This is a genomic window from Zunongwangia sp. SCSIO 43204, assembly GCF_019904275.1.
Classification (GTDB): domain Bacteria; phylum Bacteroidota; class Bacteroidia; order Flavobacteriales; family Flavobacteriaceae; genus Zunongwangia; species Zunongwangia mangrovi.
On sequence record NZ_CP063204.1, the window covers coordinates 686,902 to 701,116 of the forward strand.

General features: G+C 37.4%; 7 protein-coding genes. 4 read left to right on the forward strand and 3 right to left on the reverse strand.

Going from position 1 to position 14,215, the window contains the following annotated elements; genetic code table 11:
- Positions 1-11: 11 nt before the first annotated feature.
- Entirely contained in the window at positions 12-1,385 is a 1,374-nt protein-coding gene (locus INR75_RS03100; protein WP_223090724.1) for an AGE family epimerase/isomerase, read from the reverse strand.
- Between the two features lie 159 nt (positions 1,386-1,544).
- On the opposite strand from INR75_RS03100, the gene INR75_RS03105 reads away from it, so the two are divergent.
- Genes INR75_RS03105 through INR75_RS03120 form a run of 4 tightly spaced genes read left to right on the forward strand, consistent with a single transcriptional unit; the run spans position 1,545 to position 8,609 of the window.
- Entirely contained in the window at positions 1,545-4,025 is a 2,481-nt protein-coding gene (locus INR75_RS03105) for a glycoside hydrolase family 9 protein (RefSeq protein ID WP_223090725.1), read from the forward strand.
- Positions 4,026-4,042: 17 nt separating this feature from the next.
- Positions 4,043-5,032 carry a glycosyl hydrolase gene (locus INR75_RS03110; RefSeq protein ID WP_223090726.1) on the forward strand — a complete coding sequence of 330 codons (990 nt, stop codon included), beginning with the start codon at positions 4,043-4,045 and terminating at the stop codon, positions 5,030-5,032.
- A gap of 34 nt (positions 5,033-5,066) precedes the next feature.
- A complete protein-coding gene (locus INR75_RS03115; protein ID WP_223090727.1) occupies positions 5,067-6,998 on the forward strand; it encodes a hypothetical protein in 1,932 nt (643 codons plus the stop codon).
- 33 nt (positions 6,999-7,031) lie between these two features.
- A complete protein-coding gene (locus INR75_RS03120) occupies positions 7,032-8,609 on the forward strand; it encodes a glycoside hydrolase family 43 protein (RefSeq protein ID WP_223090728.1) in 1,578 nt (525 codons plus the stop codon).
- A 453-nt stretch (positions 8,610-9,062) separates the two neighbouring features.
- Here INR75_RS03120 and INR75_RS03125 read toward each other — a convergent pair whose 3' ends face one another.
- Together INR75_RS03125 and INR75_RS03130 are read right to left on the reverse strand one after the other, a co-directional pair.
- Positions 9,063-10,595 (reverse strand): RagB/SusD family nutrient uptake outer membrane protein, encoded by a 1,533-nt coding sequence (locus tag INR75_RS03125; protein WP_223090729.1) that lies wholly within the window; start codon positions 10,593-10,595, stop codon positions 9,063-9,065.
- A 10-nt stretch (positions 10,596-10,605) separates the two neighbouring features.
- The gene (locus INR75_RS03130; protein WP_223090730.1) at positions 10,606-13,743 is read right to left on the reverse strand and encodes a TonB-dependent receptor; all 3,138 of its coding nucleotides are present in this window, start codon (positions 13,741-13,743) and stop codon (positions 10,606-10,608) included.
- Positions 13,744-14,215: the final 472 nt, after the last annotated feature.

A 14,215-nucleotide genomic window follows, 5' to 3' on the forward strand; every position in this document is an offset into this window, starting at 1 on the left:
GTCTAGGTAATTTATCTCATTTCCCTCAACCTATCCGCCACGTGACTTAAAGCTCTGTAATTATGGTACGTTGCTTTCCAAATATGACCTTTTAAAGCCGTTTTGGCATCTGGGGTTTTATCTATTCCCCATTCATACCAGCCTCCTTGCTCCTGGTCTATCATATATGTTTTAGTATAGCTCCACAATTCGTTAAAATATTTGCGATAATTAGTCTCGTCTTCAGGAAATTTTTCAGCCATAATCAATAAAGTGTTTAAGCCTTCTGCCTGTGCCCACCAATTCTTTTTATCATTCACAGTAGTAATTTCATCTTCTCCTTCAAAATAATAACCGCCATCATAAAAGCCACCTACTTCTTTATCCCAACCGGTTTCTAAACTATGATCAACCATTTTTTTCGCGGTTTGCAAGGTAAGGCTATCATTTTTCAGTCCTAAAGCTTCAGAAGCATCTAACATTAAAAAAGCAGTTTCCACATCGTGACCCGGAGAAATGTGATCTAAATAGTAATGCTTCTTAATTTCTTCTTTAGACTTTTCTTTAAAGGACACTGGAGTCCAGTCCCGCTCAAAAAATAGGTTCATGTAGTCATCGTCATTCACGATAGTATCCCGAATGATCAAAAGTAATTCTTCTAAACGCTCACCCACGAGATCATTAGGCCACACCCTGTATAATTCAGTAAATGCTTCCATTAAATGAATGGAACTGTTCTGATCTTTATACCCAATATCTGAGGTTGAAGCCATTTCGGCAGTTCTCTTAACTGGTGTACCATTCATTTCTAAATGCTGAAAATACCCTTTGTATTTATTATCATGACTATGTTCTTCAAGCCACCTAAAGGTTTTCTTCGCTAATTCAAGTGCTTCTTCATTTCCAGAAGCATCATAGTAGGCTGCCAAAGCATAAATGGCAAATGAATTTCCGTACGCGGTTTTAGCTTCACCTTTTTTGATAATAGGTTCTCCGCTTTTATTTACTAGGTTATGAAACCCACCATTTTCTTTATCCCACATTATATCTCTCAAAAACTCAAAACCATGAGCCGCATTCTTTAAAAAAGAAGAATCTTCTTGATTTCGTTTTGAAGCTTTAGCATTTGTCCAAATATGGCGAGCCTGGGTCACAACCATTTTGTTATGCTCTTCACCTAGTTTAAAATCGTGCGTTACCTGACTGTAATACCCCCCATCCTCTTTATCTATTACCAATGGATACCATTTTTTTAATAAATCTTTATCTGCAGCAGTTTCAAATTCAGTAATTAACGGCTCGTTTGAATTTTCTCTTTCTATTTCATTATTATCTTTTTTCGACTTATTCGAATTGCAGGCATACAAAAGAATAAAACAACTCACTAATAGGATAATTTTTTTCATTGTTAACTTTTAATATCGTTAAATTTCATTTTTGATAATTTAAAGATAAAAGAAAACCATTGCCTTATACACTTTTGAAAAATTCATATAATGAATTGATAAAATAGTATAAATCCTTATTAACCTATCTCCATAGTTTTATAGCTAAATCTTATAAGAATGAAATTAAAAATATACACCTTTCTAATGTGCTGCTTTTTAACGAAAGTTGGTATTGCACAAAACCAGGGCGAAAGTTTAAGGATTAACGATGAGGAATACCTTGAAATGCGCGGCCTAAATGTGATGCTTGCCCACGATTTCTATCCAGAAAGTCATCAGGGCGGTGTAGGAATTATTCAAAATGGAATTAGAGTCGCCACCAACGGAGATTTACGTCTGGAACCCACTCCCGGACAATGGCAACCGGTACCAAAAGTTGGAGAACGCGTCGTCGACCGAGAAAAAAATATAATTAGCGTAAAAATGGCTTATCCCGATGAAGCCAAAAATCGAAAAGGCTTTAATCCTATTGAATATCCCGACCTGGAGTTCTCTTATAACCTGAAAATAATACCGCAGGGAAAATCCTTTAAGATCGTAGTCGATCTTGATGAAGCTTTGCCCCAAGAATGGATCGGCAAAGTAGGTATGAATATCGAATTCTTCCCCGGTTATCTTTTTGGAAAATCCTACTATATGGACGACGAATTTGGCCTTTTTAACCGCCAGGCAAACGGACCTGGAGCTTATGATGAGGAAGATAAATACCAAATAGAACCTATGGCCACGGGAAAAAAACTCGTTATTGCTCCCGGGACACCCAGGCAAACTTTAAAAATTGAAAATTTAAAAGGAAATCAATTAGAATTAATAGACGGCCGTGCCCAACATAGCAATGGATGGTTCGTGGTAAGGTCTCTCGTACCATCTGGAGCTACAAGTAATGCCATAGAATGGCTTATTACTCCAAATACACTGGAAGATTACACTTACGATCCAGTAGTTCAAATTTCCCAGGTTGGTTATCACCCAGCTCAGGAAAAAATTGCCGTGATAGAAACCGATAAAAATGATACTAACCTGAAAGAGGCAAAATTACTAAGGGTAAATAATGAAGGTGGTCTAACCGAGGTGATTTCAGAAGATCCTTCAAAATGGGGTGAGTTTCTTAGGTATAAATATTATCAACTGGATTTTACAAATATCAAAGAGCCGGGAATGTATGTTGTAGAATATGGCGATTATACCACTGAAGCTTTTAAGATTAGCAAAGATGTTTATAAACGTGAGGTTTGGCAACCCACTTTAGAATATTTTTTACCGGTGCAAATGTGCCATATGTTGGTAAACGATAGATATAAAATATGGCATGGCCGTTGTCATTTAGACGATGCGAGAATGGCGCCGGTAAATACCAATCATTTTGATGGATACCTGCAAGGCCCTGAAACCCTTACCAATTTTGAACCTGGCGAACACGTACCAGGGCTAGATGCCGGTGGTTGGCACGATGCTGGAGATTACGATCTTAGAATAGAATCCCAGGCTTCTACCATCCACGGACTTTCGCATATTTATGAGATTTTTCAGGAAGATTATGATAATACCACCATAAACCAGGAAACCAAAACCGTAGATATTTTGCAACCCGATGGAAAACCCGATTTTCTTCAGCAAATAGAACACGGCACCATACATATTGTAAATGGCTATAAATCTTTGGGCCGGTTTTATCGCGGGGTGATTGTGCCTACTTTAGATCAATATGTTTTGTTGGGAGACCCGGTAAACCACTCTGATGGCAAGATTTATAAAGAAACCAATACTTCAAAAGAAATTCCATTAGGCCAGGAAGGCGCGCCAGATGATCGCTGGGTGTTTACCGAAGAAAATCCGCGTAGGGAATTACAAAGTGCAGCGGCCCTGGCTGCCACTTACAGGTCTCTAAAAGATTTTAATCCTGAACTTGCTGAAGATGCCCTGGAAATTGCTAAAAAAACCTGGGAAACTACCTCTACAGATAATCCCGTGCACAAACTCAGCTTAAGTGTAGAACTTTTCAGAAGTACTTCTAACGCGAAATATGAAGATTTCATAAAAGAAAATGCTAAAATTTTTGCTGACAATATTGCGCAAACCGGCTGGGTTCTCGCACCCGTTTTTGATGAGATTCAAGATGAAAATTTCAGAAATAAAATAAAAGCTTCTGTAGAAGATTATTACCAGGAAGTAGAAAAATTAGGAGCGCAAACTCCCTACGGAATGCCTTATGAACCCGATATTTGGGGTGCAGGATGGGGAATTCAGAATTTTGGGATGAAACAGTATTTTTTACATACCGCTTTTCCTGAAATCTTTCCGAACAAATATATGCTAAACGCACTCAATTTTGTTTTAGGGACGCATCCCGGTGTAAATACGTCTTCTTTCGCATCAGGGGTTGGTTCTCGCTCCTTAACCCAGGCTTATGGAATGAACCGGGGCGATTTCTCTTTTACACCTGGCGGAATTGGCTCGGGAACAGCATTAATTCGTCCCGATTTTCCTGAACTTTTAGAATGGCCATTCCTTTGGCAACAAACCGAATATGTTTTGGGAGGAGGTACTACAGATTACCTATTCTTAGTACTGGCGGCAGACAAGCTATTGAATAAATAAACTAAAAAATAAATTACATGAAATTCGCTGTTACGCTTATCAGTCTTATCTTTTTTAGCAATGTATTTAGCCAAAAAGCACCGGTGAACAAAAATGCCACCCAGGAAGCTAAGGAATTATTGCATTATATATATTCTTTAGACGATAATATACTATCCGGACAGCATAGCTATAATGAGGAACCTGATAAGTTTTATAATCAAGTTGAAGCCATTACCGGAAAATTCCCTGCGGTTTGGGGAACTGATTTTTACTGGAACGGAGAAAACGATCCAGGAGAAAGGATTGTAGAGGCGGCTATCAAAAAACACCGGGAAGGAGCTATAATAACACTAATGTGGCATGTAGGAAGACCTCAGGATACTCCTCCATATGGCTGGGCTAATAGTGTACAAAACGAGATTAGCGATGCCGATTGGGAAGAGTTAGTAACTCCAGGCACTACACTTCACGAAAAGTGGTTGGATCAAATTGATAATGTTGCAGACCATCTAAAGAAACTTAAGGAAGCTAATGTTCCGGTTTTGTGGAGACCATACCATGAAATGAATGGTGTATGGTTTTGGTGGGGAAATAAAAGAGGTCCCGAAGGTTATCCAAAATTATGGAAACTAATGTACGAACGTTATACGAATCACCACAACCTAAATAATCTTATCTGGGTGTGGAATGCTAATGGTCCAAGGGATATACCACAAGACGAGGCTTTTGAATATCAGGAATTTTATCCTGGTCATGAATATGTTGACATCCTTGCCACTGATATTTATCACTTTGATTATGAGCAAAAAGATTATAGAGAGCTTTTAAAACTTGCAGACGGGAAGCCAATTGCTCTTGGCGAAGTGGGTCAATTACCTAAACCAAATATACTGGAAGCTCAACCGCAATGGAGTTGGTTTATGGTATGGTCAAATTGGTTACAGACCGCAAACTCAGAAGAAAAAGTAAAAGCTATTTATAATTTCGAAAAGACTATTTCAAGAGAAACAGATAAAAGAAAATAAAATCAAACAGCAATTCAAAAATTCAAATGAAAAAATGAAAAATCTATTTACCATCTTATTTATATTAATTGGGGCGCCTTCTATTCTTGCACAGGCCGAATTTACAACCTGGGGAAATATGACAGGCATCAGGGTCGACAATCAATTAATGGAATTTAATTCCAGCCTTGTTTTAATGAAATCTAATTGGGATAATGCTTGGATTACCAGAAAAGAAGGCCAAGATATAGATTTTAAAAGGAATCAGGGTATCAAAACATTCAGCTATCAAATGGATAGCATCAACTGGAAACAAACCATTAGCGATGTTGAAGAAGGAAAAGCTAATATAAAAGTTGAGTTCAGTTCTCCCGATTCTCTATATCTCAATGGGGCGTTTTTTCGAATAGAATTGCCTGAAGAGTTTGGAAAGGAAACTCAATTTGACTTTAGAACTCCATCATCACTTTCAAGTAATGATCTTTCTGGAAATTTGGATGGTTTATATAATGCACCAGCCGAAGGTTTAGTGGTAAGTGTTCCTTCAAGAGAATTTGTAATTGATTTTAAACATCAAACTAAGGTTATAATCAGAAAAAATTCAGAAGGTTTTTATCAGTTAAATTTTGAGATTGCCTCGGGTGAAATTTCGCCAAAGAAAAACTACAGCAATACCTTTAGCATTAAAGCTACTGGAGAAATTGATAATTCAATTGTAGAACTAAAAGTTTTCCCTCAACAGGAAGGGAAGAAATTCGATGGAATTGGTGGTAATTTCAGGTTGCAAAACCCTGAGACAGATCCTCAGGTAATCGACTATAGCCTGAAAAATCTTAGAGTTGCCTGGTCACGAGTTGAAATGCCCTGGAGAGAATGGCATCCTGATTCAAGTAAAGATCCTATTGAAGAAGCCAGAAAAGGTAACCTTGATCCAAAGGTAGAAGCTGCTATGGAAATGGCGCAACGCCTGGATAAAAAAGGAATCCCAGTAATTCTCGCTGCCTGGTTTGCTCCCCGTTGGGCAATAATCGGAGAACCTTCAAGCGGATTAGATATGAATGGAAATCGGGGTAATTTGCTCAACCTTCAAAAAAAGGAGAAAATTTATAATTCTCTTACTTCCTATATTAAATATCTTAAGCAAGAATATGGTGTAGAGACGGTTATGTTCTCTTTTAATGAAGCCGATTTAGGCATTGATGTTCGCCAAACAGAGCAAGATCACAATGAAATGATTAAAGAATTGGGAGCCTATTTTCGGGAAAATGGACTGAAAACTGAATTTTTACTGGGAGACACTGCTGATGCCAATGGCTGGGATTTTACAACCACGGCTTCTACCGATCCTCAAAGCCGACCTTATATTGGTGGGGTTTCATTTCATTCCTGGCGTGGATGGACGGATGAGAACCTTCTAAGATGGTATGATATTTCAAACCGTGTAGATAAGCCACTCTTTATTGGGGAAGGGAGCATAGATGCTGGAGCATGGCGTTATCCTCAAATTTTGGAAGAACCTACCTATGCTTTAGATGAAATTGATGTCTATTTAAAGATATTAAACAAAGCCCAACCTTTAACAATACTACAATGGCAGCTTACCGCCGATTATTCACCGATGTCGGGCGGTGGTATTTTCGGGAATACTGAAGAAGAATTACATCCAACTCAAAGATTTTTTAATCTTCAGCAATTAGGTAATACGCCAAAAGGCCTTTACGCACTTCCTATCACCACTAGTAATGACGCTATAACTGCTGCTGCATACGGTGATAAGGAAAAAGGCATTTATGCTATTCACCTGGTAAATAAAGGTGCTACCCGAAAAGTAACAATAACAGGTTTACCTAAAGAAGTGAGCAAAATGAAGGTGTTCCTTACTAACAAAGAAAAATCAAACGAATTAATGGAAACATTATCGGTGCGAAATGGTTCGATTACATTGCAATTACAGGGAGCAGGATTTACAAGTTTGGTAACTGAGTAATTATATCTAAAAGTTTAAAGATTTCACATACCTATGAGCAGACTACTTCCTTTTCTTCTTTACTTCCATTTTGCGATAGTCCTTTGCAACGCACAGGGCTTTAAAAATCCCATTATTGAGGGGTTTCATCCAGATCCCAGTGTTTGTAAAGTCGGGGATGATTTTTTTTTGGTAAATAGTAGTTTCGCCTATTTTCCAGGGGTACCAATTTTTCATAGTAAAGATTTAGTAAACTGGGAGCAAATAGGTCATTGCTTAACAAGGGAATCACAGCTTAATTTACAAAATGCAGGGATCTCAGAAGGTATATATGCTCCAACCATCCGTTACCATAAGGGTGTCTTCTATATGGTCTCTACAAATGTTTCCCATAAAGGTAATTTTTTAGTTTATACTGAAGACCCAAAAGGTGAATGGTCAGAACCAATATGGCTAGAACAAAAGGGAATAGACCCATCCCTCTTTTTCGAGGGGGGAAAATGCTATCTTACCGTAAATCCAGATAATCAAATATACCTCTCTGAAATAGATCCTAAAACAGGTGAGCAACTTTCAGAACCTATACCAATTTGGAGTGGTACCGGAGGAAGATATCCTGAAGCCCCTCATATCTATAAAAAGGACGATTGGTATTTCCTTTTATTATCGGAAGGAGGTACAGAATATGGACATACAGTAACCATAGCCCGCAGCAGAAATATTGAAGGACCATATGAACCTAATCCTAAAAATCCAATTTTAACCCATATCGGTGTAGAAACCCAAACAAGTCCAATTCAGGGGACCGGACACGGCGATTTTGCTAAGGCAGAGGACGGAAGTTGGTGGGTAGTTTTTCTGGGCTTCAGACCTCAATCAGGGAACCACCATATGCTAGGTAGGGAAACTTTTTTAGCTCCGGTATCTTGGAATAATGACAACTGGCCGGTAATTAATAAAAGTGGAACAGTTAGCCTTGATATGAACGTTCCAACTTTAGCATTACAACCATTTGAAGATTCAAAAGAGCCAGCAAATTTCACTCAAAAAGAACTCGGACATAAATGGAATTATATTAGAAACCCTATAAAGGAGAATTATAGTATCAACGCTAAGGAAGGATCTATAAACCTAAAAGTATCTCCCGTTTCGTTAAACGATAACGGCTCACCAACTTTAATTGCACGACGCCAGGAACACATTAATTTCAATTCTATTGTAAAGTTGAATCTATTAGATGCAAGTGAAAAAGATGAAGCAGGAGTAACAGTTTTTATGGATCATCAATCACACTACGACCTTTTTCTGAGACAAAAAAATAATTCTAAACAACAGTTAGTGCTACGCTATATTTTGGGAGAATTAACCCATGAGAAAATTATAACTGAGCTTTCTAACGAAGAAGTTGTTTACCTCAATATTGAAGGTAGTAATGATTATTATGATTTTTCGTATTGTCTTGATGGAGAAAACTATAATTTCATTGACAAAATGGATGTAAGATACTTAAGTTCTGAAACTGCAGGAGGATTTACAGGTATAATGCTAGGGATGTTTGCAGTCTCTGATGATAATAGTTCTATAGGTTTTGGGAAATTTTATGAATTTGATTATTTATCTCCTGAGGAGTAAATCGAAAAAATACTGAATCTGACCTATTGTTTCTATAACCAGACCCATTCTCCATTTTGGTTTGGCAATTTTTATAATCTTAAGAAGAAATCAGTAATTAGTAATGATTTCTCAAGTTAAATATGACTTTTCCCAACACTTCCGAAAAGCAATAAAGCCGAGCACGATTATGAAACTTGGACAAAAACCAGTTTTCCTCTCTCCTTTTCCCCGTCTTTAAACAATGGGTAAGAATAAGATTGAACTGTAATGCATTTATTCATTTTCTATTCTTAACATCAGGTCCTTCTTGGATCAACCTTGAATGGAACCCGTGACTATTTGGTTCTAATTATTCCTCTAAAAGGTATTTAAGATTAGTACCTACGAATAACGTCCCCTTATGATCATATGCATAAAAAAGGCTCCAGTTCAATCTGGAGCCTTTACCCTGAATTTAACTTAATGGTTTAATTAATATCCTGGGTTTTGAGTTAAATTTGGATTTATGTCAATTTGTTGTTGCGGAATGGGCATTAAATCTTTTCCCTCTGGAATGGCAATATCAAAACGATCTTGAATATACTCAATATGGTCACCAGAGCGTCTTAGAACCCACCAAAGTGAAAATTCGCCGGCTAATTCGTGCCTATACTCTTCAAGTATTGAATTCATAAGTTCACCTTGGGGTGGTTGTTCCAATCCAGCTCGGTTTCGAACTCTCATTAAATATTCCATAGATTTTGAATCGTTGCCTATTTTGTGGTAAGACTCAGCAAGGCTTAAAAGCACTTCCCCGTATCTCAAAAATATTAAGTTTTGACCTCCAAAAATATTAGGTCCTGACCAACCGTCTACAATAGGGTTTCTCCATAATTTGACTGCATAATACCCTTCTCTCCCCGGAAGGCCGTCAATACCCGTCCACGGATCTTCTTCTGTACCTAAGGTATTGATACCTCCAAAATTTTGCTGTACATTTTCATACATAGCAATGTCTATAATAGGATCTGGATGTTCCTCCCCAGGTCCAATGAGAGTAGCAGACCTTCTTTCATCCCCATCTTCAAAGGAATTGTATAAAGCTTCAGTTGGAACCGCGTAACCCCCACCATTTCCAATTTCATTAGGCATCGTAAAAGATTGAATAAACGTTTTATTATCGTCACGTCCCCAACCTAGATCACCAGATTCGTCATATAGCTGAACTTCAAAAATTGATTCATTATTATTTTGATTATCATTTGCGTGAATAGCAAGAAAGTCATCCTCAAGCGTATAATGTCCTTCTAACATTTCAAAAGCTTCAATTGCATTCTGATATTCTCCAAGCCACATATATGCACTACCCATATAGGCATAAGCCGCTCCCTTAGTAATCCTCCCCGTTTCCGATTCGGGATATTCCCAGGGTAAATATTCTGCTGCCATCTCCATATCCTCAATCACCTGACGAAAAACTTCCTCCTGTGTATTTCTGGGAGCTTCAGGGTCCTCAATCCGTTCAGCTGTTTGAGTTACAATTGGTACACCTCCAAAATTAGACGCCATAATAGAATATAGCACACCTCTTAAAGCTCTTGATTCTGAAATTAATCTATTACCATATTCAGCATCAATATCTCCTTCCTCAACCATTAAATTTATATTGTAAATAGCATTATTTGCTCTACCAATACCAATATAATTCTGAGTCCACATATTATTAAATGGCACAAAGGTTACAGGAATTTGAAAGGTTTGGAAAAATGCATCAGAGCCTATATTCTTAAAATCCTGAGTTAAGAAATTAGCCGGATAAAATACCGCCTTTGTTAAATATTCTACCGGCCCACCTTGAAAGGTATCATAAACACTTGTGACGACCGCCGATGCGGTTTCGGGATCATTAAATACTATTTCATCAGTAACTCCGTCATATTGCTGATCAATTAAATAATCATCAGAACAACCTAACATTGTTAGAAAAAGACAAATACTGGTTATTTTTAGCTTTTTTAAATTCATACTTTTAATTTTAGAATTGTAAATTAACACCTACTGTGAAAGTCTGAGGAGATGGATATGCGCCAAAATCTACTCCTCTCGATTGAACCCCTCCGTTACCATCAATATCAGTCACACTACCTATTTCAGGATCCATTCCGCTATAGCCGGTTAACGTGAGTAAATTCTGCCCACTAACGTATACCTTAGCATTTGTGAGACCTATGTTTTCTATGACATCAGGCGATAGATTATAAGCGAGTTGGATGTTTCTTAGTCTTAAAAAAGAACCATCTTCGACAAAATGATCAGAAACCCGGTTATTCTGGTTCACATCCTCTACCACCGCTCTAGCGTAAGTATTAGATGGGTTTTCCGGGGTCCACCTATTTTCATAATACTCCTGACTTACGTTGGTGTAAGCACTGTTTATACCATAACCTCCGGCAGTTTCTTGCTCCACTCTGGTAAAGTTTAAAATGTCATTTCCATAAGAACCATAAAGGGCTATTCCAAGTTCGAAATTTTTATAAGAGCCATTGAAATTTACACCTCCATAAAAATCTGGAAAGGGGCTCCCGATAACTTCACGGTCTGCCGCCGTTATTTCTCCATCATTATTTAAATCTACAAAACGCCTATCTCCGGGAGCGATAGGATTTGCCCCGGTGGATTCTTGATAAGTACCATCTGGTGCTTCAGCGTTTAATTCATCAATTTCTGCCTGTGTTTGAAAAATTCCGTTTGCCCTATATCCATAAAAAGTACCTACATTACCACCGACATAAGAGCGGGTGAAACCTAACCAATTGTCCACAAAATTTGGAACAAAGTTGGTATCAAAAATCAGAAAATCTTGGTTTCTTGTTAGTGCTGTAATTTCATTTTCAATTTTTGTGAAATTCGCGGATAGATCAAATTGAAAATCTCCTTGATTCTTGCGATATCCTACGAGTAATTCAAGACCTCTATTTTCAACATTTCCGGCGTTTACAGTTCTTGAAGTAAATCCTGTTTGCGGTGGCGTTGTTTCCCTTAGCAAAAAGTCCTCTGCAGACTTATGAAAATAATCCACAGTAAAATAAAGCTGTCTATTAAACAATTCAGCATCGATACCTACATTCGTTTGAACCTGAGATTCCCAACCTAAATTAGGATTTCCCAAAGAGGCAGGAGCCAAACCGGAAACGGGTTGTCCACCAAAAACATATCCATTATTATCATTGGTGGGACCTCCGGTATAAGAAGTAAAGAACTGGAAAGGCTCAATCCCTTGGCTATTTCCTGTTTCACCCCAACTTCCTCTTAATTTTAATAAGTCAAAAGTGGAATTCTCCATAAATGCTTCTTCATCTATATTCCATCCAGCCGCTAAAGAGGGAAATGTTCCATATAAATTATTTTCTGAAAATTTATTTCCTACCCCATCCCTACGCAAGGTTGCCGTAAGGGTGTATCTGTCTTTAAAAGTATAGTTGACTCTGCCGAAGGTACTTGCAAAAGTAGCCGTTCCCCAAGTACCAGATCTATTAGTTACTTCTTCGGCAGCAGCAAGATCTCGAATATCATCACTTAAAAACCCTCTTGATTCTACATATACATTCTTAAACTTATTCTTTTGTGCAGAAACTCCAAGCAAGACTTCCACTCTATGGTCTTCAAATGTCTTTTTGTATTCTAATAAACCTTCAGCGAGATATTCATTAAAGGTGCTTTGGTTTATAGTATAGGTTGCTGAAGGATTATTATCAGCATTAGAATTACCACGATTATATTTTGGGAGGAAAGACCATCCAGCATAATTCTGAGTTTGAAAACCAAATTTACCCGTGGCCTTGAATCCATCAAGGAAGGTATATTTCAAAGCAAGATTACCTAAAAGATTATTGGTACCATTATCATTGTCGTTTTGCAAGGCACTAGCCAAAACATTATTTGTGGTTGAAAGTAAACCAGTATCAGGAAAAGCGCCATAATTACCATTCCCGTCATAAGGTTGGTTAGTACCTGTTCGGTCATCAAGATACGGAACGTTTGTAAACAGCTTTGTAAATCCATAATAACCCTGAGATAAATTCTGATAACTCTCAGAATAAGCATATTTCATATCTGCTCTGGCGGTTAAATTATCCAGAATATCATAATCAGCATTTAACCCAATATTGTAGCGTTTATAAGAGGAGGTTAAAATAACGCCTTCTTCATCCACCATTCCGACACTCAGAGCAGCTCTAGCTTTTTCACCTCCACCCCGAATACTAATATTATGACCTTGCCTAAAACCTGTATCAAAAGCATAATCCTGCCAATTAATATTACGCAAGTCTCCCGGATTTCTCCATTCATCCAAAACTTGCTTATCTTGATTTTCGGCAATTTCGAGTGCAAAATCGGTAAATTGATTAACGTCTAACATATCAATTTGCTCCGGCTCCAGCTGAAACCCGGCCCAGGAATCGATACTAACCGTAACTCTATCCCTAAGACCTTTTTTGGTTTCAATAATAACAACCCCGGCATTTGCCCTAACTCCATATATTGCGGCAGCCGAAGCATCCTTTAATATCGACATGGACTTTATATCATTAGGATTTAAGAATGAAATATCCTGGGTAGGGAACCCATCCACAACATATAATGGATCGTTATTTCCAAAAGAACCTACACCTCTAATATTTACCGAGAGCCCAGCTCCTGGCCCTCCTGAATTTTGAGTTATTTGAACACCTGCAGCTTTACCTTGAAGTGCCTGACTAACAGAGGTAGCAGGAAACTTTTCAATATCTTCACTTGATACGGAACCCACAGCTCCTGTTAAATCTCTTTGGGTGGAACTCCCGTAAGCTACTAATACAACTTCTTCCAAGCCATTGGCATCATTTTCAAGAACAACATTAATGGTAGTTTGCTCATTTACTTCAACTACTTTTTCCTGCATTCCAACATAAGAAAAAACCAATTTATCATTAGAATTGACATTATCAATACTATAGTTGCCATCAAAATCTGTAGTTACCCCCGTAGTGGTTCCTTGAATCAAAATTGATACACTTGGCAATGGCATACCATTATTATCGGTGACCGTACCAGTAATAGTTTTAGTTTGAGCCATTACAATCTGTGTACACAATATCAATAATAACCCAAGAAGACCCTTGAATTTACTCATAATTTCACTTTTTATCTTATTATTTCTAAAATCAAAGCCAAAATTAGAGCACTTAATATGCTTTAGTTAATATTATTTTATCAATTTCTAATCAAATAATTTAAGAATTGATAATTTTTATCAAACAGAAAAGAAATATTGAAACAAAACCTGATAATGTTATGGACGGTCTGCAATACAATTCCATATATCATACAACCTTGGTATGTTCAACGGGTTCGAATTACAAACACTTATTTATCATTTCAAGGCATAATTTTATTACTCGAGTTTTCTTCTATTAAAATCTAAAATGATGGATGCTTTAAATTGGAAATGAAAAGATTTTATAAAACCGTTAGTAAAATGTAGTGAAATCGTATTACCAATATTGGAATAAATATCTTGTCTTCTTCTCAAAATCTGCAGAAATTCTCCAAATTTCAATTTTTTTCATAGAAATTAACAGTTTAAGAAATTTCTATGAGATCTG

Excerpts from the sequence above, each read along its gene's own strand:
- INR75_RS03100 (WP_223090724.1), bottom strand. The coding sequence starts at position 1,385 with ATGAAAAAAATTATCCTATTAGTGAGTTGTTTTATTCTTTTGTATGCC.
- INR75_RS03105 (WP_223090725.1), top strand. The coding sequence starts at position 1,545 with ATGAAATTAAAAATATACACCTTTCTAATGTGCTGCTTTTTAACGAAA.
- INR75_RS03110 (WP_223090726.1), top strand. The coding sequence starts at position 4,043 with ATGAAATTCGCTGTTACGCTTATCAGTCTTATCTTTTTTAGCAATGTA.
- INR75_RS03115 (WP_223090727.1), top strand. The coding sequence starts at position 5,067 with ATGAAAAATCTATTTACCATCTTATTTATATTAATTGGGGCGCCTTCT.
- INR75_RS03120 (WP_223090728.1), top strand. The coding sequence starts at position 7,032 with ATGAGCAGACTACTTCCTTTTCTTCTTTACTTCCATTTTGCGATAGTC.
- INR75_RS03125 (WP_223090729.1), bottom strand. The coding sequence starts at position 10,595 with ATGAATTTAAAAAAGCTAAAAATAACCAGTATTTGTCTTTTTCTAACA.
- INR75_RS03130 (WP_223090730.1), bottom strand. The coding sequence starts at position 13,743 with ATGAGTAAATTCAAGGGTCTTCTTGGGTTATTATTGATATTGTGTACA.